This window comes from Campylobacter sp. 2014D-0258, from assembly GCF_008000495.1.
Taxonomy (GTDB): Bacteria; Campylobacterota; Campylobacteria; order Campylobacterales; family Campylobacteraceae; genus Campylobacter_D; species Campylobacter_D jejuni.
This window is the reverse complement of sequence record NZ_VOAR01000025.1, coordinates 122,733-147,025: the sequence shown is the minus strand read 5'-3', so window position 1 is coordinate 147,025 and position 24,293 is coordinate 122,733. Positions and strand designations below refer to the sequence as shown.

Genomic DNA, 24,293 nt, shown 5'->3' with positions numbered 1-24,293 from the left:
GAAAATGAGAATAGGATTTTTATCACATGCAGGAGCGAGTATTTATCATTTTAGAATGCCTATTATAAAAGCGTTAAAAGATAGAAAAGACGAAGTTTTTGTTATAGTGCCGCAAGATGAATACACGCAAAAACTTAGAGATCTTGGCTTAAAAGTAATTGTTTATGAGTTTTCAAGAGTTAGTTTAAATCCTTTTGTGGTTTTAAAGAATTTTTTTTATCTTGCTAAGGTTTTGAAAAATTTAAATCTTGATTTTATTCAAAGTGCAGCACATAAAAGCAATACTTTTGGAATTTTAGCAGCAAAATGGGCAAAAATTCCTTATCGTTTTGCCTTAGTAGAAGGCTTGGGATCTTTTTATATAGATCAAGGTTTTAAGGCAAATTTAGTGCGTTTTGTTATTAATAATCTTTATAAATTAAGTTTTAAATTTGCACACCAATTTATTTTTGTCAATGAAAGTAATGCTGAGTTTATGCGGAATTTAGGACTTAAAGAAAATAAAATTTGCGTGATAAAATCTGTAGGGATCAATTTAAAAAAATTTTTTCCTATTTATGTAGAATCGGAAAAAAAAGAGCTTTTTTGGAAAAATTTAAACATAGATAAAAAACCCATTGTGCTTATGATAGCAAGAGCTTTATGGCATAAGGGTGTAAAAGAATTTTATGAAAGTGCTACTATGCTAAAAGACAAAGCAAATTTTGTTTTAGTTGGTGGAAGAGATGAAAATCCTTCTTGTGCAAGTTTGGAGTTTTTAAACTCTGGCGTGGTGCATTATTTGGGTGCTAGAAGTGATATAGTCGAGCTTTTGCAAAATTGTGATATTTTTGTTTTACCAAGCTATAAAGAAGGCTTTCCTGTAAGTGTTTTGGAGGCAAAAGCTTGCGGCAAGGCTATAGTGGTGAGCGATTGTGAAGGTTGTGTAGAGGCTATTTCTAATGCTTATGATGGACTTTGGGCAAAAACAAAAAATGCCAAGGATTTAAGCGAAAAAATTTTACTTTTATTAGAAGATGAAAAATTAAGATTAAATTTAGCTAAAAATGCTGCCAAAGATGCTTTACAATATGATGAAAATAATATCGCACAGCGTTATTTAAAACTTTATGATAGGGTAATGAAGAATGTATGAGAAATTTTTAAAAAGAATTTTTGATTTTATTTTAGCTTTAGTGCTTTTAGTACTTTTTTCTCCGGTGATTTTAATCACTGCTTTACTTTTAAAAATCACTCAAGGTGGTGTGATTTTCACTCAAAATCGTCCTGGGTTAGATGAAAAAATTTTTAAAATTTATAAATTTAAAACCATGAGTGATGAAAGAGATGAAAAGGGTGAGTTATTGAGCGATGAATTGCGTTTGAAAGCCTTTGGAAAAATTGTTAGAAGTTTAAGTTTGGATGAGCTTTTGCAACTTTTTAATGTTTTAAAAGGGGATATGAGTTTTGTGGGGCCTAGACCTCTTTTGGTTGAGTATTTATCCCTTTATAATGGAGAACAAAAATTACGTCATAAAGTGCGTCCAGGTATAACAGGGTGGGCTCAGGTAAATGGTAGAAATGCTATTTCTTGGCAGAAAAAATTCGAACTTGATGTGTATTATGTGAAAAATATTTCTTTTTTACTTGATTTAAAAATCATGTTTTTAACAGCCTTAAAGGTTTTAAAACGAAGCGGGGTAAGCAAAGAAGGTCATGTTACAACAGAGAAATTTAATGGCAAGAACTGAAAAAATTTATATTTATGGTGCTAGTGGTCATGGGCTTGTTTGCGAAGATGTGGCTAAAAATATGGGTTATAAAGAATGTATTTTTTTAGATGATTTTAAAGGAATGAAATTTGAAAGCACCTTGCCAAAATATGATGTTTTTATAGCCATAGGAAACAATAAAATTCGAAAAAAGATTTATCAAAAAATTTTAGAAAATGGCTTTAAAATCGTTAATCTTATTCATAAAAGCGCGCTTATAAGTCCTAGTGCAAGTGTGGAAGAAAATGCAGGAATTTTAATCATGCCTTATGTAGTAGTTAACGCTAAAGCCAAAATAGAAAAAGGCGTGATTTTGAATACTTCAAGTGTGATTGAACATGAATGCATGATAGGGGAATTTTCTCATGTGAGTGTAGGGGCTAAATGTGCGGGCAATGTAAAAATCGGTAAAAATTGTTTTTTAGGGATTAATTCTTGTGTTTTGCCTAATTTAAGTTTGGCAGATGATAGTATTTTAGGTGGTGGAGCAACTTTGGTTAAAAGTCAAGATGAAAAAGGTGTTTTTGTGGGAGTGCCTGCAAAAAGAAAAATATGAAATGATTATAAAAAGATTTTTGTTTGATTCTTTGTAAATTTTTTTAGGTAAAATAGAGTCAATTTATAAAAATTTTGTTTTACACAAAGGATAAATCATGAGATTTTTTCTTTCTCCTCCGCATATGGGTGGTAATGAATTAAAATACATAGAAGAAGTTTTCAAAAGCAATTATATAGCACCTTTGGGTGAATTTGTAAATCGCTTTGAACAAAGTGTCAAGGCTTACAGTAAAAGTGAAAATGCCTTAGCTTTAAATTCAGCCACAGCGGCTTTGCATTTAGCTTTGAGGGTGGCAGGGGTAAAACAAGATGATATTGTTTTGGCTTCTTCTTTTACTTTTATCGCTTCAGTAGCACCTATTTGTTATCTTAAAGCAAAACCTGTATTTATAGATTGTGATGAAACTTATAATATCGATGTAGATTTATTAAAGCTTGCTATTAAAGAATGTGAAAAAAAACCAAAAGCATTGATTTTAACTCATCTTTATGGCAATGCGGCTAAAATGGATGAAATTGTTGAAATTTGCAAAGAAAATGAAATTGTTTTAATCGAAGATGCTGCTGAAGCTTTAGGAAGTTTTTATAAGAATAAAGCTTTAGGAACTTTTGGAGAATTTGGAGCTTATTCTTATAATGGCAATAAAATTATCACCACTTCAGGTGGAGGTATGCTTATAGGAAAAAATAAAGAAAAGATTGAAAAAGCAAGATTTTATAGTACTCAAGCTAGGGAAAATTGTCTGCATTATGAACATTTAGATTATGGTTATAATTACCGCTTAAGCAATGTTTTAGGAGCTATTGGCGTAGCGCAAATGGAGGTTTTAGAACAAAGAGTGCTTAAAAAAAGAGAAATTTATGAGTGGTATAAAGAATTTTTAGGAGAGTATTTTAGCTTTTTAGATGAATTAGAAAATTCAAGAAGCAATCGCTGGTTAAGTACAGCTTTGATTGATTTTGATAAAAATGAACTTAATTCTTGTCAAAAAGATATAAATATCAGTCAAAAAAACATTGCTTTACATCCAAAAATTTCAAAACTCATAGAAGATTTGAAAAATGAACAAATAGAAACAAGACCATTATGGAAAGCTATGCACACTCAAGAAGTATTTAAAGGAGTTAAGGCTTATCTTAATGGCAATAGTGAGTTATTTTTCCAAAAAGGAATTTGTTTGCCAAGTGGTACGGCGATGAGCAAAGATGATGTTTATGAAATTTCAAAACTGATCTTAAAGAGCATAAAGGCTTAAAATGATTTTTTATAAAAGCAAAAGATTAGCATTTTTTTTAACTTCAGATATTGTTTTAATTTTACTTAGTGTTTATCTGGCTTTTTCTTTGAGATTTAGTGGAGATATTCCGAGTATTTTTTATCATGGCATGATGGTTTCTGCTATTATTTTGCTTGTTTTAAAACTTTCATTTTTGTTTGTTTTTAGAATTTATAAAGTAGCTTGGAGATTTTTTTCCCTCAATGAAGCAAGAAAAATTTTTATCGCTTTGCTTTTAGCTGAGTTTTGTTTTTTTCTTATTTTTTATTTTTTTAGTGATTTTTTTAATCCTTTTCCAAGAAGTGCTATTGTGATAGATTTTGTTCTTTCTTATATGTTTATAGGTACTTTAAGAATTAGCAAAAGAATGCTTGTGGATTTTAAACCTTCTAAAATGAAAGAAGAAGAAACTCCTTGTATTGTAGTAGGGGCAACTTCTAAGGCTTTACATTTGTTAAAAGGCGCAAAAGAAGGTTCTTTAGGGCTTTTTCCTGTGGGCGTAGTTGATGCGAGAAAAGAGCTTATAGGGACTTATTGTGATAAATTTGTTGTAGAAGAAAAAGAAAAAATAAAATCTTATGTAGAACAAGGGGTAAAAACTGCCATTATTGCTTTAAGACTTGAACAAGAAGAGCTTAAAAAACTTTTTGAAGAACTTGTAGCTTATGGTATTTGTGATGTAAAAATATTTTCTTTTACAAGAAATGAAGCAAGAGATATTAGTATAGAAGACTTGCTTGCTAGAAAACCAAAAGATTTAGACGATAGTGCTGTGGCGGCTTTTTTAAAAGACAAGGTAGTTTTGGTAAGTGGAGCAGGTGGAACTATAGGCAGTGAACTTTGTAAGCAATGTATTAAATTTGGTGCTAAGCATCTTATTATGGTTGATCATAGTGAGTATAATCTTTATAAGATCAATGATGATTTAAATTTATATAAAGAAAAAATTACTCCTATTTTGTTAAGTATTTTAGATAAGCAAAGTTTAGATGAGGTATTAAAAACTTATAAACCTGAGCTTATTTTACATGCAGCCGCTTATAAACATGTGCCTCTTTGCGAACAAAATCCACATTCAGCAGTAATCAATAATATTTTAGGAACCAAAATTTTATGCGACAGTGCTAAAGAAAATAAAGTAGCTAAATTTGTGATGATAAGTACAGATAAAGCAGTACGACCAACAAATATTATGGGTTGCACTAAGAGAGTTTGTGAGCTTTATACTTTAAGTATGAGTGATGAAAATTTTGAAGTTGCTTGTGTGCGTTTTGGTAATGTTTTAGGTTCTAGTGGTAGTGTGATACCGAAATTTAAAGCACAAATTGCCAATAATGAGCCTTTAACTTTAACACACCCTGATATAGTGCGTTATTTTATGCTTGTGGCTGAGGCAGTGCAACTTGTTTTGCAAGCTGGAGCTATCGCAAAAGGGGGAGAACTTTTTGTTTTGGATATGGGTAAGCCTGTGAAAATCATAGATTTAGCTAAAAAAATGCTTTTACTTTCTAATCGCAATGATTTAGAAATTAAAATCACAGGTTTAAGAAAAGGTGAGAAGCTTTATGAAGAGCTTTTGATTGATGAAAATGATGCTAAAACCCAATATGAGAGTATTTTTGTAGCAAAGAATGAGAAGGTTGATCTTGATTGGCTTAATAAAGAGATAGAAAATTTACAAATATGTGAAGATATTTCAGAGGCTTTATTAAAGATTGTACCTGAATTTAAACACAATAAAGAAGGCATATAATGTATATAAAAGATATACAAAGATTTGAAGATAATCGCTATCGTGCTAGAGCTTATATGAGTTATATTTTAACAAGAAATCTACCCAATAAACTTCCTGATATTCACCTTGAAACGATTAAAACAGCTTTGGATAAAATAGCTCATGAAGTTGTTGTTTTTGATGCTTTGTATATTTTAGATATTTCAGGCATGCAAATAGAAAATGCGATTTCCTTAAATAAGGCTCATGAAATAGGGCAGGGTGAGGATAGAAGTACTCGTTCTTATTTTTATAGAGCTGTAAAATTAAAACGATGTGTTTTGAGCGATCCTTATCCTTCGGTTTTAAACAATGAACTTTGCGTAACAGCTTCTATGCCAATTTACGATGATAAAAATAACTTGCTTTTTGTTGTTTGTATTGATATCAAGCTTGAAGATATTTTAAAGATTATTCAAGCAGGAAAATTTGAGTTTGTTTTTACTCAATTTAGTCGTTTGGTGTATTTTTGTTTCGCACTGGTTTTATTTGTGATTACTTGTTTTTTATTTCAAAAAGGTTTTTTTAGTCTTTTTGATAATCAAGCTATAGGCATAGAACATATGTTTGAAAGTACCATTGCCATAACTTTAGCTTTAGCTATTTTTGATTTGGCAAAAACTTTGATCGAACAAGAAGTATTAGGAAGGACAAAAAAAGAAGAAGGTGGAATTCAAAAAACCATGGTGAGATTTTTGGGTTCTATTATCATTGCTTTAGCTATAGAAGCTTTGATGTTGGTATTTAAACTTGCTATTGGTGATCTTTCTCAGATGATTTATGCGATTTATCTTATCGGTGGAGTGAGCTTGCTTCTTTTAGGTTTAAGTGTATATTTATTTACGGTTAAGTATAAAAATAATAATATTTGAGTAAAAATTTAAGTAAAAGATGATATAATGCTGTTTTTTAAAATTTTTTAGCTTGATTAATAAGGCTAAAAAGGGTAAAATAAAACTATAAAAACTTTGAAAGGACGAAATTGTGAAATTGTTAGTTGTTGATGACAGTTCTACTATGAGAAGGATTATTAAAAATACCCTAACAAGACTTGGACACGATGATGTTTTAGAAGCTGAGCATGGCGTTGAAGCTTGGGATTTATTAACTAAAAATGAAGATGTAAAAGTTTTAATTACAGATTGGAATATGCCAGAAATGAATGGCTTGGAGTTGGTAAAAAAAGTAAGAGCAGAGAAAAAATATGAAGATATGCCTATTATCATGGTTACAACTGAGGGCGGAAAAGCTGAAGTGATTACTGCTTTAAAAGCTGGCGTAAATAACTATATTGTAAAACCTTTTACTCCACAAGTTTTAAAGGAAAAACTTGAAGATGTTTTAGGAACAGGAAGTGGAGAAGGTGCAGCTGAGTAAAGGCTGATTTTTAAAATTCTAAATGCAAAAAAAATATTACGAATTGTTCTTTATCGTAGAAGAGCGGTATAAAAATTTATTTCTTGATTTTGCTTTTGATTTAGGTATAGAAGCCATAGAAGAGAAAGATAATGGTGTTTACATTAGATCCCATGAGAGTTTGGAAGAGCTTTCATGGGCACTTGAAATATTTGCTCAAAAACTTACAACTACTTTCAATTTAAACCATAAAATTATTTCTAATTTAAGTCTTGTAGAGAAAGAAAACAAGGACTGGATACAAGAATATAAAAAAGGCATAAAACCTATTTTAGTGGATAATGTTTACATCCATACCACTTGGCAAGAAGAAAAAAAGAATTTTATAAATATAAAGATTAATCCAGCCTTAGCCTTTGGCTCGGGACATCACGAAAGCACATATTCTTGTGTAAAATTTTTACAAAAATTTTCTAAAAGTAAATTAAGAGCTTTAGATCTTGGTTGTGGTAGTGGAATTTTGGGTATTATTATGGCAAAGTTTGGCTGCAATGTTGAAATTTGTGATACTGATGAGTTGGCTATTGATAGTTCTTTAGAAAATGCAAGATTAAATGGTGTTGATTTTCACAAGGCTTGGTGTGGATCTATAGATAAAGCAAATGGTTTATATAATCTAATTGTTGCAAATATCATTGCAGATGTGATTTTAATTTTAGAAAAAGATATTAAAAACCATTTAGAAGATAATGCTATACTTATTTTGTCAGGAATTTTAGATAAATATTCAACAAGAATTAAAGAAAAATTTCAAGATTTGGAACTCATTGATGAAATGCAAATCAATGAGTGGTGTAGTTTTGTATATAAAAATAATAAAAAAGGATAAGTAATGAATAATAATACCCCAAATAATAAGGGTAATCCGCAGGGTAATAATTTTTTTAACAAAAATCCCATTTTTATTTTTGCGATTTTTGCAATTGTAATGATAATTATTTTTAAGGGATTTTTTGATGGCAATGGTTCTTTTGGCGGGGCATTGAATGGCAATGAAGTAAATAAAAATGTCCCTTATTCTGAGTTAAAAAAGCTTATTGAAAGTGGACAAATCAATCAAGTTAGCATAGGACAAACAACAATCAAAGCGATTTCAAGCTCTCACAATACTGTTTATACAGCAAAAAAAGTTAATGATCCTGAGCTTGTGAGTTTACTAGATAGTAAAAATATCGCTTATGGTGCGTATTCTGAAACAAATTGGTTTACGGATATACTTTTTTCATGGGTTTTGCCAGTATTTATTTTCTTTGGTATTTGGATGTTTTTGGCAAGTCGTATGCAAAAAAATATGGGAAGTTCTATATTGGGTATAGGAAGTTCTAAGAAGCTTGTAAATTCAGAAAAACCTAAAGTAAAATTTAGCGATGTAGCTGGTGTTGAAGAAGCTAAAGAAGAAGTAAAAGAAATTGTAGATTTTTTAAAGTATCCTGAAAGATATATTAAATTGGGAGCTAAAATTCCAAAAGGGCTTTTACTTGTTGGACCTCCAGGTACAGGAAAAACTTTGCTTGCAAAAGCAGTTGCAGGTGAAGCTGATGTGCCGTTTTTTAGTGTTTCAGGTTCATCTTTTATAGAAATGTTTGTGGGTGTAGGTGCTTCTCGTGTGAGAGATTTGTTTGAAAATGCAAAAAAAGAAGCTCCTGCTATTGTTTTTATAGATGAAATAGATGCTATTGGTAAAAGTCGTGCAGCAAGTGGCATGATGGGTGGAAACGATGAAAGAGAGCAAACTTTAAATCAGCTTTTGGCTGAAATGGATGGCTTTGGGACAGAAAGTTCCCCAGTCATTGTTTTAGCAGCAACAAATCGCCCAGAAGTTTTAGATGCAGCGCTTTTAAGACCAGGAAGGTTTGATAGACAAGTTTTAGTTGATAAACCTGATTTTAAAGGTAGGTGTGATATTTTAAAAGTGCACATGAAAGATGTCAAAATATCCCCAAAAGTTAAAGTAGAAGATATAGCACGCTTAACTGCAGGGCTTGCAGGAGCTGATCTTGCAAATATTATTAATGAAGCAGCGCTTTTAGCGGGTAGGGATTCTAAAAAATATGTAGAACAAAATGATTTAGTTGAAGCTGTCGAAAGAGCTATAGCAGGACTTGAGAAGAAATCACGTCGTATTAATGAAAAAGAAAAGAAAATTGTTACTTATCATGAATGTGGTCATGCCTTGATTGCTGAAACAACCAAAGGCGCAAAACGTGTAAGTAAGGTTTCTGTGATTCCGCGTGGTCTTGCGGCTTTAGGTTATACTTTAAATACTCCTGAGGAAAATAAATTTTTAATGCAAAAACATGAACTTATCGCTGAAGTAGATGTACTTTTGGGTGGTCGTGCAGCTGAAGAAGTGTTTATAGGTGAAATTTCAACGGGTGCAAGTAATGATTTAGAAAGAGCAACCGATATCATAAAAGCTATGATTTCTATGTATGGTATGAGTGAAATTGCAGGACTTATGGTGCTTGAAAAACAAAGAAATACTTTCTTAAGTGGTGGGCAAACTATAAAAGACTATTCTGAAAAGATGGCAGAATCTTTAGATGATTATGTAAAGAAAACCTTAGATGAACGCTATAAAGATGTTAAAGATACTTTAAATACTTATAAGGGAGCGATTGAGACTATGGTTGCAGCCCTTTATGAAGAAGAAACTATTGAAGGTAATAAAGTGCGTGAGATTATTAAAGAGTTTGAGGATCAAAATAGTCTACCAACTCGTTTACAAGAACTCGAAGAAGTTAAAACTGAAGTTAAAGTAGAAGAATGAAAGATTTTATTGCAAAAGATGGATATTTAAGTCTTATTATTTTAAGCTTAATTTTTATTTTTGTGTGGATTTTTTATTCTTTTTCCATCTTGCTATTAGCATTAATTGTAATTTGTATTTTTCTTTTTAGAGCGCCCAAAAGAGAACTTGTTTGTAGTGATGAAAAAGCTATTTTTGCACCTATGGATGGTAGGGTTACTAAAATAGAAAATATTCATCATAAAGATTTGGGTGAATGTGTTGAAATTACTATTAAAAACGCTCTTTATGATGCTGGGAATTTTAATACACCTTTTGCAATGTCTATAATAGATATTCGTTTACGGCATGGGCTTTTTTTGTGCAGTGAATTAAAATCTGCAAAAATGATGAATGAAAGAGCTTTTATTTTGGCAAAAGTTAAAGAGAATAAAACGATAGCCTTGCGAATCTATGCAGGTTCTTTTGATAGAAAATTAAAGCTTGATAATATTTCTCATGATTTAAAAGCAGGAGATAGAATGGGTTTTTTAATCAATGGCTCTATAAGTTTACTTTTACCAAAAGATACTAGAATTCATATAGGCTTAAATGATGAAATTAAAGCAGGCTCATTGCTAGGCTATTTTGCGTAAGGAAAAATAATGAATAACAGACCGCAATTAATTTATATTTTACCCAATCTTTTTACAGCTGCTTCAGCTTTTTTAGGGGTTATTTCTATTATAGCTTCAATACATGGAAATTATTATACAGCTTTGATTTATATTATTTTATCTTTGATTTGCGATGGGCTTGATGGCCGTGTTGCAAGACTTACAAATTCTACTTCAAAATTTGGAGTAGAATTTGATTCTTTAGCTGATCTAGTAGCTTTTGGAGTTGCTCCAGCGGTTCTTTTTTATATGGCTATAGGTTATGATTTTGGAAAACTTGGATCTTTGATTACGGCTTTTTTTGTGGTTTTTGGAGCTATTCGTTTGGCGAGATTTAATGTTACCACAGGCACTTATGAACCTTCTGTTTTTATAGGTCTTCCTATACCTACTGCAGCAGTTGTGAGTGCTATATGGACTTATGCGTTTATTAGTTATGATTTTTTAAAGCCTTATGGTGTAGTTTTTTTGGTGCTTCAAGCAATTTTAGGGCTTTTAATGGTAAGTAATATACGCTATCCTAGCTTTAAAAAGCTTGATTTTAATCGTTCTAGTGTTTTAAAAGTTTTGATTATTTTAATTATAATATTTTCATTTTTATATCTTTATCCTCTTGAAAGTTTAGTAATTTTAGCAAGCTTGTATGTGCTTTATGGAATTATTCGGGTTTTATATACCATTATTGTTTCAAAATTTAAGATAAGAAATCAAGAGTAAAATTTTTCAATGACTTCGCATTCTTCTTGAGTGAAGCCAGCTTTGATTCTTGCTTGAATGTTAAGTTTTTTTCCTGCAAGAGAGAATTGTTTAAACGTTTTACAAAGCTCGATAAAATCATACTTGTTTTGATTTGCAAATTTCCACCAAGTATCTCCTTTTTTAACGTGTTTTATTTCATCATTAAGTATAATTTCAAGATATTCCATTAAAAGATTTTTAATGGAATGATTGGAACTTTGAAGTTTTTGAACAACAAAGGGGTTGGCATCAAGCCCTTTAGCTTCTAAACCTCTATGAACTATTCCCATTCTAAAGCTTAAAGAGTCTTTTGTAGCTTCTAGAGCAGATTCTAAATTATCATGCACTGGAAAATCTCCATATTTGTAACCAAGTTCTTCAAGTGCTGAATTTAAAAGTTTGAAATGTTTAATTTCCTCATCTGCCACCTCCAGCCAATCGTAATAAAATTGCAAAGGTAGATTTTTAAAGCGATAACTCGCATCTAAAGCTAGGTTAATTGCATTAAATTCTATATGAGCGACTGAATGAATTATTTTAGCAAGCGCATGAGTTGAATTGACAAATTTAGGCCTTCTTATACGTGTAGGATGAAGCAAGGTAATTTGTTGCGATGTATTTTTTTTGAAAATGCTTTGATGCTCGTGATTAAAAATAAATTTGTGGCTTTTAAAGTCTTCATAAAAATTTTGAAAAGAGTGAAATTTTATAGTTATATTTTTTTCATATAAAATATCTTGAAGTTCTTGAAAAAATTCTTTTTGCATTTAAAACTTTCTTGAAAATTATAAAAATTTATCATTTAAAATTGAAATTTTAATTATATAATATAAAAATTATTTTACAAGGGTAGATCATGAAAGAATTAAATGAAGAAGAAAAAAAAGTAATTTTAAATAAAGGAACAGAAGCTCCTTTTAGTGGGAAATATAATGATTTTTATGAAAAAGGAATCTATCAATGCAAGCAATGTGGAGCTTCGCTTTATAAATCCGAAGATAAATTTAAATCAGGTTGTGGGTGGCCTAGCTTTGATGATGAAATAAAAGGGGCTGTTAAAAGAATTCCTGATAAAGATGGGATTAGAACCGAGATTGTATGTGCAAACTGCAATGGACATTTAGGTCATGTTTTTGAAGGAGAAGGATTTTCTGCTAAAAATGTAAGACATTGTGTAAATTCTATTTCTTTGGAATTTGTAAAAACTAAGGATTGATAGTGTTTTCTAGTATGGGTTCTGAGCTTTATTTGATGTTTTTTGCTGCAATTACTTTACTTGCCATATTAAATCCTTTTGGTAATTTAACTCAATTTTTGGCTATGAGTGATGGATTGCCTTTAATGCTTCGAAAAAAACTTTTTAGAACTATTCTCTATACAGCTTTTACTATAGTTTTGGTATTTTTATTATCAGGACCTTTGTTTATGAACTATATTTTTAGGGTTTCATTAGATGATTTAAGGGTTTCTGGTGGTTTGGTTCTTATTATAATGGCTATTAAAAATTTACTTTTTTCAACAAAAATTGCAACTAAGGATTTTAGTTCTTATCAGGATATGGATGATAAGGAAATTTTAAGACAGAGTTTAATACCTATGGCATTTCCTATGCTTGTTGGGCCTGGAACTTTAGCTAGTGTTATCGTTATAGCCGAAGATGGTGGGCTTGATGTTGCTCTTGGCGGAGTAATGATAGCTTTTATTTTTATGTTTATACTTTTTCATTTTGCAGCTACTATAGAAAAAATAGTTGGAAAATTGATTTTACATGTTTTTTCTCGTATAGCACAAGTATTTATTGCTGCTATGGGGTTTAAGATGATTATTGTAGGTTTAAAGGATATATTTAACTTATAAATTAATATAATTTTAAGTAAATAATACTATATAAATATGATATAATTTTAAAATAATTTATTATTAAAAAGGTGAGTTTTATGTTTGGTGCTAAGAAAAATAATACTGAAATAATTGAACAACTTGAAAAAAAGTGTAATGGTTTAGGAGATATTTTAAGATCTATTGGGAATACTATGGCGGTAATTGAATTTACCACCGATGGCGTTATTTTAGAGGCAAATCAAAATTTTTTAACAACTATGAAATACTCCCTTTCAGAGATCAAGGGTAAGCATCATAGTATGTTTTGTTTGCCTGAAGTTGTTAATTCTTCAGCATATAGTGATTTTTGGAAAGATTTAAGAGATGGAAAAGCTAGAAGTGGTCTTTTTAGACGTATAGCTAAGGGAGGGATAGATGTTTATTTAGAAGCAAATTATCTTCCAATTAGTGATAATAATGGTTATGTTTATAAAATTATTAAATTTGCCAATGATATAACTCAAAGACATTATGAAATGCTTGATCTTAAAAATACTATTGCTGCTGCTAATCGTTCTATGGCTATTATTGAATTTAAACCTGATGGGACTATTATTACGGCTAATGAAAATTTTTTAAGAACTATGGATTTTAATATTGATGAGATTAAAGGAAAGCATCATAGTATGTTCTGTGATTCTAATTATAGACACTCTAAGGACTATGTTCAATTTTGGGAAGATTTAAGAGAGGGTAAATTTCAATCAGGTAAATATATAAGATACGGAAGAAATAATAAAAAAGTATACCTTGAAGCAAGTTATAATCCGGTTAAAAATGATGATGGAAAAATTTACAAGGTTATTAAATTTGCTACAGATATAAGCGAACAAGTTAAAAAAGATCAAGAAAAACTTCGTCTCATAAGCGAACTTGCAGAAAAAAATGATAATCTTACTCAAGATGGAGATCGTGTAATTGAAAACACTGTTTCAAATGTTCAGAATATTGCTGATATGATGTCTCAAAGTTCAAATCTTGTTTCCTCTTTAAATCAACAATCAGATGAAATTAAATCTATTATTCAAACTATTAGTGATATTGCTGATCAGACTAATCTGCTTGCTTTAAATGCTGCTATTGAGGCAGCACGTGCTGGTGAACATGGTAGAGGTTTTGCTGTTGTTGCTGATGAAGTAAGAAATTTAGCTGAAAGAACAGGGCATTCGGTTAATGAAATTACCACTACGATTAATTCTATTCGTAATGTTACATCACAAGTGGTTGAGAGTATTAAAAGCGGTTTAGAGGATGTTAATCAGAGTGTTGAACTTGCAAAAGAAGCAAGAGAGTGTATGGAGAAAATTCGTGAAAGCTCTGCTGAAGTTGCTAAAGCGATGTCATAAGCGTGATTTTCACGCTTATTTTTAAGTAATTAAATCTTTAAAATTTTTAAAACCACTTTCTTGATTGCATTTTTCTTTTAAAATATTTAAAAATTCTTTCCTAGAAATATTATGAGCACCCATAAATTCTAAATGTTGGTTATAAACTTGACAATCTATGATAAAATCATAAGGTTTTAATAAATCACAAAGTTTAATCATGGCAACTTTAGATGCATTTTTTTTAATGCTTACCATGCTTTCACCAAAGAAAACCTTGCCTAAAATTAAACCATAAATTCCACCTATAAGTTCATTATTTTCATAAAGTTCAAGGCTATGCGCATAGCCTTGGGTAAATAACTTATAATAAGTGGTAATAAATTCATCATCTATCCAGCTTTGAGAGCGTGTATCGCGACATAATGTAATTAATTTTAAAAAATCATAATCAAGTTTAATTTGATAGAGATTAATAAATTTTTTCATATTTTTTTGGATGTGAATTTGATTTGGAATTAAAATGCATCTAGGATCTGGACACCACCAAGTTACAGGTTTACTTGTCCATGGGAATAGACCAAAAGTATAAGCTTTTACAATAAAATCAGCTTCTAAATTTTGACTTAAAAATACAGGAGCATTTTTAGGTGCATTGAGTAATTTAGAATATAAATTCGAGCTTTCCATTTTTACCAAGTTTGATTTTAGCTATACCGCCTTTTTTAAGCTTTCCGAATAAAATTTCATCACTGATTTTTTCTCCTATTTCCTCAGAAATTATGCGTTTTAAAAGCCTTACTCCAAATTCTTTATTATAGGCTTTTTTAGCTAAATAAATTTTGGCTTTATCATCCATTGATAATTTTATATTATTTAAATTTTTAGAAATTTCATCAAGTTCTTTTTCGATAATTTTAACAAGTATAGCATCGTTTAAATCATTAAAATGTAAAATTTTATCAATGCGATTAATAAATTCTGGAGCAAAAAAATCTTTGATAGCACGATTACTTTTTTCTTCATTTTTACTTAAAAAACCAAGCTCATTGCTTTCTTTAAGTCCTAGATTAGATGTCATAATAATGATTGTATTTTTAAAATCTACTTTAAGACCGCTATTGTCGGTGAGTTCAGCATTGTCAAAAATCTGTAAAAAGGTATTGCTTAAATCAGGATGAGCCTTTTCTATTTCATCAAAAAGAACAAGACTGAAAGGATTTTTGCGAATAGCATTGCTTAAAAGTCCACCCTCTTCAAAACCTATATATCCAGCTGGAGATCCTATTAGTTTACTTATAGTATGTTTTTCTGCATATTCACTCATATCAAAGCGTTCTAAATTTAAACCTAAAAATTCAGCTAAAGCTTTGCAAAGTTCTGTTTTTCCAACTCCACTTGATCCAGTAAACAAAAACACTCCGCGTGGTGTATTGGAATTTTTAAATCCCGCAAAACTTTGCTTAAGTGATGAAACAAGGCTATCTATAACTTCATCTTGGCCAAAAATTTTTGCTTTTAAATTTGTTTTTAAATTCATTAAAGCTTTATTTTGATCGAATTCAAATATTTTGTGATGGTGGGTCATTTTTGCTAAAACATTTTCTAAATCTTTTAAATTGGCATTTTTTTTAGCTTTTGGATTTAAAGCAAAAGAAGCGCCAAGTTCATCGATCAGATCTATAGCACAATCAGGTAAAAATTTATCATTAAAAAATTTTTTACCCCAAATTACAGCATATTGAAGAATTTCATCGTTTAATTTTATATGATGAAATTCTTCATATTTGTTTTTTAATCCTTTAAGAATTTGCAAGCTTTCTTCTTGGCTTGGTTCATCTACATTTATTTTAGCAAAACGGCGACTTAGGGGTTTATTTTTATCAAAAGTATTTTTATATTCCATAAAAGTTGTTGCACCTATGCATTTTAAAGTTCCATTACTTAGAGCTGGTTTTAAAAGATTGGAAAAATCAGTATGAGATTCTCCTGTGCTTCCAGCTCCTACTATAGTGTGAATTTCATCAATAAATAAAATAGCATTGGGTATTTTCTCAAGTTCATTTAAAATTTCTTTAATTCTTTTCTCAAAATCTCCACGGTATTTTGTTCCCGCAAGTATACTAGCCATATCAAGACTAAAAATTTTTGCATTTTGTAAGTTTTTAGGCACCTTTTTTTCCGCAATAGCTAATGCTAATCCTTCTACAATGGCCGTTTTGCCAACTCCTGCTTCTCCTACTAAAATAGGATTATTTTTCTTGCGACGTGAAAGAATTTGCATCATTCTTTCAAGTTCAAATTTTCTTCCTATTAAAGGATCAATCTTGCCATTTTGAGCCAAAAGTGTTAAATCACTTGTGTGGTTGTTTAAATTTTGTATATTTTCATGATTTTGAAGTTCTTGAATTTTGTTAAGATTTATGTTGTGTTTTTTTAAGAGATAGCTAGAATAACTTCTTGAATCCTGTATGAGCTTTTCTAAAAAATCTATAATTTTAATTTCATTATTTTTATTTTTAGATGAAAGTAAGATTTCATCTAAAACAACAGATATTGTAGGTTCTATTTCTTGTTTAATAACTTGATTGTTTTGAGAAATGTAATTTTTTAATTCGGTTTCTAGAAGCTCAAGATCTCCATCTGAAAATTCTTCAAATATATCCTTAAAATCAGTGCTTAGTTTTAGTAATGCAAACAGTACATGCTCACAGGTAACAAATTCATGGTGGTTTATTAAGCTTAGATTTTTGGCATTATCAAGATATTTTTGTAAATTTTCTTGGTATTTCATTCTTCTTCTACCTTTGCTTGTAGTGGAAAATTAGCAAGTTTAGCCGCATCTATAACTTTTTTTTGTTTTGAAAGAGCTATTTCTTGAGTGTAAATGCCACAAATTCCAGAACCATTGTGATGAATTTCTAACATTGTTTGACTTGCTTTTTCAAGGTTTTGATGAAAAATATTCATCAAAATTTCTATGACAAAATCCATGGTTGTTACATCATCATTTAAGAGTATAACTTTATACATTTTTGGTTCACTAAGTTTTGTCTGCTCTAGAGTCTGGGTTTTTGGCATTATTTTCCTTTGTAGATTTTATTTAAATCTTCTTGCATGAGTTCTGTTGGAATTTTGCCAAGATAAAAATTTGTTGGAGCATTATTATTCCAGTAATCGCTTATTTTTTGATAAATTCCATTTTTTAAAACAACTTTAAAAGGAAGTTGCTCCATATTTTGATAGTCTATATCTTTTAAAATTTGAGCAATAATACGATCATTAGAACCGCCATTGCTTAGAAAATAGTAAGCACCATAATCATCTGCGAATTTTTTAACTGTTTCATCGCTAACATCTTCAAAATGTGTAAGTCCTATAATGATAAATTTGCTAGAATTATTTTTCCAAAGTTTGCTAAGATCTAAAGCTTCTTCTTTGCATGGGGTGCAAAAAGTGCCAAAAAAATCAAACATTAGAACTTTTCCTTCCTCTCCTTCTACCACAAAACCTTTATCTGTTCTTATTAAAGTTTTGCTTCCACCATTTACACTATTTAAGACTATTTTATCTCCTTTGTGATACTCTTCAAACATAAAATCATTTTGAATTTCTTCTTCTTTGGAGCAAGCATTAAGAAAAAATGCTAAACTTATTAAAAATAGGGTTAAAATTTTTTTCATTTAATTTCCTTTATTTATAATTTTTCATAGCAGCTCTAGCTTCTAAATCGGCTTGCTTTTTCTTTAAAGTTTCACGCTTGTCGTGCAAATTTTTCCCTTTAGCTAAAGCAAGAGTGGCTTTTACTTTATTTTTTGTGTTAAAATAAAGATCTAATGCAACGATAGTATATCCTTCTATACTTACTTTACCTAATAATTTATCAATTTGCTTTCTATGCATTAAAAGCTTTCTAGCGCCTCTTTCTTCGTGTTTATAGAAAGAATGTGTAGTATGAAGCAATGAAATATGAGAATTAAGTAAAAAAATCTCATTTTTTATAATGCGAACAAAAGAGTCTTTAAGATTTGCTCTTCCTGCCCTTAAGGCTACAACTTCACTTCCTTTAAGGACAATTCCGGCTTCAAAGCGTTCTATGATGCTATAATCAAATAAAGCTTTTTTATTTCTCGCAATAATTTTCATCGATCAACCTTAAAAACACTACTACCGCTACCGCTTAGAAAAAAATCTTCTTGTAAGTAAGACTTCATTTTAGGATATAAAGTTGCACAAGGAGTAAATAAATCATTTAATTCTTTGTTTTTAAAATTTTGTAACAACTCTTTTGTGCTGAGTTTTTTGTAGATTTGCGCTTGATTATTGTTTTTTTGAAAGTCAAATATTCCTCTATCAAATTCATCATAAACAGCTTTAGTTTGGCAAGATATTTGTGGAAAAGTCCATTTTAAATTAGGTATGTCATCTTCAAATTCTTCTATAATTTCGCCACAGCTACTTACATTAGCAGAGTGAAAGCCACTTAAAAAAAAGGCAATATCACTTCCTAGTTGTATGCTTAAATTTATAAGTTCTTGTAGGTTTAATTTTAAATTTAGGGTTTCATTTATTAGTAGTAAAAAACTCGCACAATCGCTACTTCCACCACCAAGCCCAGCACATACTGGGATATTTTTTGTGAGTTTTAGACTTTTTTTGCTAAATAATTCTTTTAATTCGTTATTATATCTTCTAGAAAGTAGCAAATAAGCCTTTTGAATAATATTATTTTCGCATTTAAAATTACTAATGATTTCAAATTCTTTTTTAGAATCTGATTCTTTGTCAACAAGCTCAAGCTCATCAAAAACATCTTTTAAAAGTATAAATCGTGATTCTAAAAGATGATATTTTCTTGAGTCAAAACCGGTAAGTTTTAAAAAAATATTTGCTTTAGCGTAAGCTTTCATTTGATTAGTTTTTTGCTTAAGTCATCAAGTTTAATATCATTCTGAACAACAGAATGCAAATTTTCATCCTTTACTTGTTGAACAAGTTCTTTTCTAAGTATCATAAGGGATTTTGGAGCTTCTATACCTATTTTGGCATATCCTTTCCCTGTTTGAACGACTTTGATTTCTATACCTTCTCCGATAATTATACTTTCATTTTCTTTTCTTGATAATATTAACATTTTTCAACCTTATTTAGAAGATATTTTACTGTATTTTCTTTAATATTAATTATGCTAAAATATTTTTCTGTTTCAATATAATAATCTCCTTCATCATGAAATTCTAATTCTTCGACAAAAATTTTAGCACCATTTTCGAGTTTATTTAAATCCTTGATAAAATTTGGCTTTAGGTTAATGTATTTTAACACATTTAAGCTTTTCTCATTATTATAAACAAATTTGCCTTCTTTAATGCGCTCTAAAGAGCTTAAAGTCGCATTAATACCTAGTTTTCTAGCAAAAAGTTCACAATAAGATCTTATGTAAGCACCTTCACTGACTGTGATTTCAATATTTAAAAAAGGATGATTATAGCTTAAGATCTTACAATCAAATACTTCCATTTGACAAGGTTTTAAATTTGCTTCTATACCTTTTTTTGCAAGTTCATAGGCGCGAGTTCCATTGATTCTTTTGGCGCTAAATTGAGGTGGTGTATAGGAGATAATTCCTTGCATTTGATCAATGATTTGTTTTAAATTTGCAAGATCAAATTCTTTTATATTTTGAATTTCTTTTATATTTTGATCATCAAGACTTAAGGAGTAAACTCCAAGCCATAAAGTAGCTTTATAGGTTTTTGGGGTTTTTTTTAAAAATCGGAAAAGTTTTGTGTATTGTCCAAACGCAACGATTAAAACCCCTTTGGCGAAAGGATCAAGAGTGCCAGAATATCCTGCTTTTTTATTTTTATATTTTTTCTTTAAAGTACTTAAAAAGGCATTAGAACTCAAACCTCTTGGTTTAAAGGCTGCAAAGATCTTATTCATACTGCTTTTTCCACAAAGCTTGCCATGATTACACGCATTATACCACCAAAATTAATATTAAGCTTTTCCTCTTTTCCGCTTTTATTAACTTCAACAACCCTGCCAATGCCAAAAATTTTATGTTTAACTAGATCTCCTTTGCAAAAACTAGTTTTTTGTATATTTTGATTTTTTGATTTTTCATTGATTAATTTACTTTCTTCTAAGAAGCGGCTAGGATTGATGTTTGCTCTTGAACCATGATAAAAACGAGAATTTGCAACACTTATTGTGAGAAATTTCTTGGCGCGAGTGATGGCAACATAAGCAAGACGGCGTTCTTCTTCGAGATTTTCTTCGCTATTTAAAGGAAAAAATCCTTCATCAAAGCCTATTATAAAAACATAATCAAATTCCAAACCTTTGCTAGCATGAATACTCATCAAGCAAACACATTCTTCATCTAAATTATCTTGATCACTTAATAAAGAAATTTCACTAAGTAGATCTTCTAAAGAAGCTTCGGGATCTTCTTTGAGTTTTTCTCTTAGATTGGCATAAAACTCATCAAGATTTCTGATTCTTTCATCTCCATCATCTTGCTCTGAAAAATAATCTTTAATTTTAAATAATTCTTCTATATTGTCAAAAACCTTTTTTGCATTATCGTAGCTTTTTAGAGTGTGAATATTTTGTATAAAAATATTTGCTTCATTTTGTGCTTTTTTTGTTGTTAAAATTCCTACACCACCATCGCTTTCGCATAGGGCATCAAAAAGTGAAATTTGACGTTTTTTTGCATATTCTTCTAAATTTTTTAGGGCTTTTTCTCCTATGGATCTTTTGGGGCGATTAATAATACGTTTAAACGACAAATCATCGCTTGGATTTAAGATAAGTCTAAGATACGAGATTAAATCTTTTATTTCTAATCTCTCATAAAAACGCATACCACTAAGTAGTTTATAAGAAATTTGTTTCTTCATAAATGCTTCTTCTATTGCTCTTGATAGTGCATTAACTCGAAATAAAATGGCGATCTCTTTAGCTTCTACTCCAGAATTTAGCAATTTTTTCACTTCTTGAGCGATATATAAACCTTCATCTTTTTCGTTTTCGTTTTTTAATATTTTAATATTTTCCCCTGTATCTTTAGTACAGATTAAAGTTTTTCCAAGTCGTTGCTCATTGTGAGATATGAGATTATTTGCTGCTTGTAAAATAGTCCCTACTGAACGATAGTTTTGTTCAAGTTTTACAAGTTTAACATTTTTAAAATCATTTTGAAAATTTAAAATATTTTCAATTTTTGCTCCACGCCAACTATAAATACTTTGATCATCATCACCAACAACTGTGATATTTTCATGCATACAACATAGATTTTTTAGAATTTTATATTGCAAGGTATTAGTATCTTGATACTCATCAACTGTAATGTAATTATAAAGTAAGCTTTGTTCTTTGGCAAAATTTATATCATTTTCTAAAATGAGATTGCTTAGCAATAAAAGATCATCAAAATCTACAAAATTTTGTTTTAATAAGTATTCTTCATAAGCACGGTAATAGTTGGCAAATTTGTATTCATTTTGATATTTTTCAAAATTATGTTCTTTTAGTAAATTTAAATCTTCAAAGACATTGCTTACTCTTTTGCCTTCATTTTTGCAATAAGATATGTATTGGATAATATCATAGACATTATCTTTGTTTTTATCATGGATTAAGTCTTTAATTATTTTTTTTGTATCATCTGTATCGATAACAATAAAACTATTTTTACGCTCCAATCTTTCAAAATGGAGTTTTAAAAATAAAAGTCCAAATTTATGAAAGGTGCAAAGCAAAGGATTGTGATTGCCTTGTAGAAAATTTAATGCTCTATGACGCATAACACTAGCTGCTTTATTTGTAAAAGTAAGAGTAAGAGTGTTATGTGAGGGGATGCCTACTTCACCGATAAGATAAGCAAGACGAGTGGTGATAGTTTTGGTTTTTCCACTACCTGCGCCTGCTAGGATAAGCATGGCTCCATCAATGTGGCTTACCGCTTGTTTTTGACTATCATTTAACTCTTCAAATAGATTCATTTTTTGAAAATATCTTTATTTTTTGGATTATTTAAAAATATATTTTTAGATTTTTGTAAATTTTTACTATCTTCGCGTTTATAAAGGCTAAAATTAACAAATAAAATGCTATTTTCTATTTGAATTTGCGTGATAGCTCCTAAATCAACCTTTACAAAACTATCAAAATCATCATTTCCAAAACCTGCGTGAAATTGAATGAAATCTTTATTTAGTTGTATGGATTCAAAGGTGTATCCTCCAAGAGCAAAAAGAGCATAAGGATTTTGTTTAACATCAAGCTCTTTGGGAAGTTCAGGGTTAAAATTTATGAAATTTGTATTTGCAACTATGGAAAATTCTATATTTTCTTCTATAAGGTGTGAAATAACTTCATAACAATGCTTTTGCATGGTATGGATAAAATTTTCATTTTTTAAGATTGTTTCTAGCATGATTGTAACTCCATAAATTCATTGATGAGTTTTTGAATTTCTTTTATGCCTATTTCCCAAAAATTTTCATCTTCTATATCAAAGCCAAACATTCCTACTAGTTCTTTTGGACTCACACTTCCACCTAAAGAAAGCATTTTGATATAAAGTTCTTTAAAATTTTCACATTTTTTACTTTTGTAAAGTCCATAAAGAGCTAAAACTAAAAGTTGCGCATAAGCATAAGCATAGCAGTAAAAAGGAGAATGGATAAAATGAGGAATATAACTCCACCAAGAAGCATAATTTTTTGTAAGTTTTACGCTGTCTTGAAACATCTTTTGAGATTCTTCCATCCAAATTTTATTGATTTCTTCGGTGCTAAGTTCATTTTCTTGAGCATGTAAGCGTCTTTCAAAACAAGTAAAATTAATTTGTCTATAAAAAGTTGCAAAAATATCTTCGATTTTATTTGCATATAAAGATAGGAGTTCTTCTTTTTTTAACTTATCTTTAATAAAATCAAATACGAGCATTTCAGCAAAAACTGAAGCTGTTTCTGCGGTGGTTAAAGGCGTGTTTTGATTTAAATAGCTTACATTATAAGAAAGTTTTTGATGGATGGTGTGTCCTAATTCATGTGCAAGTGTAAAAAGATCACGCCTTTTATCGGTGTAGTTTAATAAAACAAAAGGATGTGCATCAGAAGTTGCAGAATGTGAAAAAGCACCCCCTTGTTTATTTTCTTGTGGATAAACATCAATCCAGCCTTGATTAAAAGCATTTTTTGCTATATCATAAAATTGCGGAGAAAAAGCTTGAAATGCCTCTAAAACAATATTTTTACTTGTTTTAAAATCAAAACTTGCTTCTTTTCCTATGGGTGCATATCTATCATAGTCTTTAAGCTCATCATAGCCCAAAATTTGTTTTTTTCTTTTGTAAAATTGCGATACTAAGTTAAAATGTTTTTGCGCACTTGCTATCAAGGAATCAACGCTTTTTTGCGAAATTTGATTGCTGATATGTCTTGAAATTTCAGCATTTTCATAACCTCTTAATAAGCTTATATTTTTTCTTTCTGTTTTTATCATATTGATAATAAAACTTAAAAGTCTGCTATTTTTTTGCAAAACTTTACTGAATTTTTTAGCAGCTTTTTTGCGTGTTTTTCTATCTTCATCATACATTTTGCTTAGAATTTCTTCTTCGCTAAGTTTTTTACCTTCAAAAGGGATCTTTAAAGCACTCATACTTTCATCAAAAAGTCTACTAAAAGCATTTGCACCTGTATTTGAAAGATAGAGCATAATGCGTTCTTCGTTTTTGCTAAGATTATAGCGTTTGTTTTGCAATAAATTAGAAAGATAAAAATCATAATCTTTGCAAAAAGTTGTAAATTCTTGACTTTTCTCAGGAGCTAACTCGCAAAATTCAAGCTCGAAAAAGAGTAAATTTTCTTCTATTTTTTTGCATTCTTCTTCGTATTGTGCGTAAAAAGAACCATTTTGAGTGTTTTTAGCAAAAAGCAAATAAGCATAAGTCATGATTTTGCCAAGAGCTTGATTTAAATTTTCATAATCTTTTAAAGCTTGTAAAAACTCATTAGCATTTAATATATAAAGTTTATTTTCATAGTTTTTTTTAAAATTTAAACTTTGTTGGATTTGATCTTGTGTAAAATTTTGCAACGCTTCTTTATCGTGAAATAAAGCACTTAAATCCCATTCTAACATT

26 protein-coding genes are annotated in these 24,293 nt (G+C 29.8%); 14 read left to right on the top strand and 12 right to left on the bottom strand.

The annotated features are described in order from the left end of the window. Nucleotides 1-4 precede the first annotated feature (4 nt). From pglA to pssA, 11 genes are all read left to right on the top strand, one after another. Nucleotides 5-1,135 carry a N,N'-diacetylbacillosaminyl-diphospho-undecaprenol alpha-1,3-N-acetylgalactosaminyltransferase gene (pglA, locus tag SR62_RS05510; RefSeq protein WP_002891895.1) on the top strand — a complete coding sequence of 377 codons (1,131 nt, stop codon included), beginning with the start codon at nt 5-7 and terminating at the stop codon, nt 1,133-1,135. Continuing rightward, entirely contained in the window at nt 1,128-1,730 is a 603-nt protein-coding gene (gene pglC, locus SR62_RS05505; protein WP_002891898.1) for an undecaprenyl phosphate N,N'-diacetylbacillosamine 1-phosphate transferase, read from the top strand. Before pglA ends, pglC begins: the two co-directional genes overlap by 8 nt. Continuing rightward, complete coding sequence (gene pglD, locus SR62_RS05500) at nt 1,717-2,307, top strand: UDP-N-acetylbacillosamine N-acetyltransferase (RefSeq protein WP_032603994.1); 591 nt, start codon at nt 1,717-1,719, stop codon at nt 2,305-2,307. The genes pglC and pglD overlap by 14 nt, the downstream gene beginning before the upstream one ends. A 97-nt stretch (nt 2,308-2,404) precedes the next feature. Further along, nucleotides 2,405-3,565, top strand: coding sequence for a UDP-N-acetylbacillosamine transaminase (gene pglE / locus SR62_RS05495; RefSeq protein WP_002891904.1), 1,161 nt, complete (start codon nt 2,405-2,407; stop codon nt 3,563-3,565). Between the two features lies 1 nt (nt 3,566). After that, nucleotides 3,567-5,339, top strand: a complete 1,773-nt coding sequence (gene pglF, locus SR62_RS05490) for a UDP-N-acetylglucosamine 4,6-dehydratase (configuration-retaining) (RefSeq protein ID WP_002866136.1) — start codon at nt 3,567-3,569, stop codon at nt 5,337-5,339. After that, the gene (locus SR62_RS05485) at nt 5,339-6,232 is read left to right on the top strand and encodes a PDC sensor domain-containing protein (RefSeq protein ID WP_002891907.1); all 894 of its coding nucleotides are present in this window, start codon (nt 5,339-5,341) and stop codon (nt 6,230-6,232) included. Before pglF ends, SR62_RS05485 begins: the two co-directional genes overlap by 1 nt. Nucleotides 6,233-6,344: 112 nt before the next feature. Beyond that, nucleotides 6,345-6,737: a chemotaxis response regulator CheY gene (locus SR62_RS05480; RefSeq protein WP_002866134.1), complete on the top strand. Its 393-nt coding sequence runs from the start codon at nt 6,345-6,347 to the stop codon at nt 6,735-6,737. Nucleotides 6,738-6,759: 22 nt separating this feature from the next. Further along, a complete protein-coding gene (locus tag SR62_RS05475; RefSeq protein WP_002866133.1) occupies nt 6,760-7,605 on the top strand; it encodes a 50S ribosomal protein L11 methyltransferase in 846 nt (281 codons plus the stop codon). A 3-nt stretch (nt 7,606-7,608) separates the two neighbouring features. After that, a complete protein-coding gene (ftsH, locus tag SR62_RS05470) occupies nt 7,609-9,546 on the top strand; it encodes an ATP-dependent zinc metalloprotease FtsH (RefSeq protein ID WP_002853468.1) in 1,938 nt (645 codons plus the stop codon). Continuing rightward, nucleotides 9,543-10,160: a phosphatidylserine decarboxylase gene (locus SR62_RS05465; protein WP_002866132.1), complete on the top strand. Its 618-nt coding sequence runs from the start codon at nt 9,543-9,545 to the stop codon at nt 10,158-10,160. The genes ftsH and SR62_RS05465 overlap by 4 nt, the downstream gene beginning before the upstream one ends. A gap of 9 nt (nt 10,161-10,169) precedes the next feature. After that, nucleotides 10,170-10,898 carry a CDP-diacylglycerol--serine O-phosphatidyltransferase gene (pssA, locus tag SR62_RS05460; RefSeq protein WP_002859122.1) on the top strand — a complete coding sequence of 243 codons (729 nt, stop codon included), beginning with the start codon at nt 10,170-10,172 and terminating at the stop codon, nt 10,896-10,898. On the opposite strand, the gene SR62_RS05455 is transcribed toward pssA, so the two are convergent. Beyond that, nucleotides 10,889-11,686 carry a ferritin-like domain-containing protein gene (locus SR62_RS05455; RefSeq protein WP_002866129.1) on the bottom strand — a complete coding sequence of 266 codons (798 nt, stop codon included), beginning with the start codon at nt 11,684-11,686 and terminating at the stop codon, nt 10,889-10,891. The genes pssA and SR62_RS05455 overlap by 10 nt on opposite strands. Before the next feature lie 89 nt (nt 11,687-11,775). On the opposite strand from SR62_RS05455, the gene SR62_RS05450 reads away from it, so the two are divergent. From SR62_RS05450 to cetZ, 3 genes are all read left to right on the top strand, one after another. Further along, nucleotides 11,776-12,135: a methionine-R-sulfoxide reductase gene (locus tag SR62_RS05450; RefSeq protein WP_002826104.1), complete on the top strand. Its 360-nt coding sequence runs from the start codon at nt 11,776-11,778 to the stop codon at nt 12,133-12,135. A 14-nt stretch (nt 12,136-12,149) separates the two neighbouring features. Continuing rightward, nucleotides 12,150-12,776 (top strand): MarC family protein, encoded by a 627-nt coding sequence (locus SR62_RS05445; protein ID WP_002866128.1) that lies wholly within the window; start codon nt 12,150-12,152, stop codon nt 12,774-12,776. 80 nt (nt 12,777-12,856) lie between these two features. After that, nucleotides 12,857-14,146 carry an energy taxis response protein CetZ gene (cetZ, locus tag SR62_RS05440; protein WP_147502296.1) on the top strand — a complete coding sequence of 430 codons (1,290 nt, stop codon included), beginning with the start codon at nt 12,857-12,859 and terminating at the stop codon, nt 14,144-14,146. Nucleotides 14,147-14,167: 21 nt separating this feature from the next. On the opposite strand, the gene aat is transcribed toward cetZ, so the two are convergent. Genes aat through SR62_RS05385 form a run of 11 tightly spaced genes read right to left on the bottom strand, consistent with a single transcriptional unit; the run spans nt 14,168 to nt 24,292 of the window. Next, a complete protein-coding gene (gene aat, locus SR62_RS05435) occupies nt 14,168-14,815 on the bottom strand; it encodes a leucyl/phenylalanyl-tRNA--protein transferase (protein WP_002826100.1) in 648 nt (215 codons plus the stop codon). Beyond that, nucleotides 14,790-16,919 carry an AAA family ATPase gene (locus tag SR62_RS05430; protein WP_042635869.1) on the bottom strand — a complete coding sequence of 710 codons (2,130 nt, stop codon included), beginning with the start codon at nt 16,917-16,919 and terminating at the stop codon, nt 14,790-14,792. The genes aat and SR62_RS05430 overlap by 26 nt, the downstream gene beginning before the upstream one ends. Continuing rightward, nucleotides 16,916-17,206, bottom strand: coding sequence for an ATP-dependent Clp protease adaptor ClpS (locus SR62_RS05425; RefSeq protein WP_002856038.1), 291 nt, complete (start codon nt 17,204-17,206; stop codon nt 16,916-16,918). Before SR62_RS05425 ends, SR62_RS05430 begins: the two co-directional genes overlap by 4 nt. After that, on the bottom strand, nt 17,206-17,808 hold the full coding sequence (locus SR62_RS05420) for a TlpA disulfide reductase family protein (RefSeq protein ID WP_002856169.1): 603 nt from the start codon (nt 17,806-17,808) through the stop codon (nt 17,206-17,208). Before SR62_RS05420 ends, SR62_RS05425 begins: the two co-directional genes overlap by 1 nt. 10 nt (nt 17,809-17,818) lie before the next feature. Next, on the bottom strand, nt 17,819-18,271 hold the full coding sequence (smpB, locus tag SR62_RS05415) for an SsrA-binding protein SmpB (protein ID WP_002852861.1): 453 nt from the start codon (nt 18,269-18,271) through the stop codon (nt 17,819-17,821). Beyond that, nucleotides 18,268-19,035, bottom strand: coding sequence for a 4-(cytidine 5'-diphospho)-2-C-methyl-D-erythritol kinase (locus tag SR62_RS05410; protein ID WP_002859130.1), 768 nt, complete (start codon nt 19,033-19,035; stop codon nt 18,268-18,270). The genes smpB and SR62_RS05410 overlap by 4 nt, the downstream gene beginning before the upstream one ends. Beyond that, nucleotides 19,032-19,259, bottom strand: a complete 228-nt coding sequence (gene csrA / locus SR62_RS05405; RefSeq protein ID WP_002852854.1) for a carbon storage regulator CsrA — start codon at nt 19,257-19,259, stop codon at nt 19,032-19,034. The genes SR62_RS05410 and csrA overlap by 4 nt, the downstream gene beginning before the upstream one ends. Then, a complete protein-coding gene (gene truB / locus SR62_RS05400; protein WP_002869549.1) occupies nt 19,253-20,071 on the bottom strand; it encodes a tRNA pseudouridine(55) synthase TruB in 819 nt (272 codons plus the stop codon). The genes csrA and truB overlap by 7 nt, the downstream gene beginning before the upstream one ends. Next, nucleotides 20,068-22,143, bottom strand: a complete 2,076-nt coding sequence (locus tag SR62_RS05395) for an ATP-dependent helicase (protein ID WP_002874070.1) — start codon at nt 22,141-22,143, stop codon at nt 20,068-20,070. The genes truB and SR62_RS05395 overlap by 4 nt, the downstream gene beginning before the upstream one ends. Beyond that, nucleotides 22,140-22,577, bottom strand: coding sequence for a hypothetical protein (locus SR62_RS05390; protein WP_070306623.1), 438 nt, complete (start codon nt 22,575-22,577; stop codon nt 22,140-22,142). Before SR62_RS05390 ends, SR62_RS05395 begins: the two co-directional genes overlap by 4 nt. Continuing rightward, nucleotides 22,571-24,292, bottom strand: a complete 1,722-nt coding sequence (locus SR62_RS05385) for a M3 family oligoendopeptidase (RefSeq protein ID WP_002880665.1) — start codon at nt 24,290-24,292, stop codon at nt 22,571-22,573. The genes SR62_RS05390 and SR62_RS05385 overlap by 7 nt, the downstream gene beginning before the upstream one ends. Nucleotide 24,293: the final 1 nt, after the last annotated feature.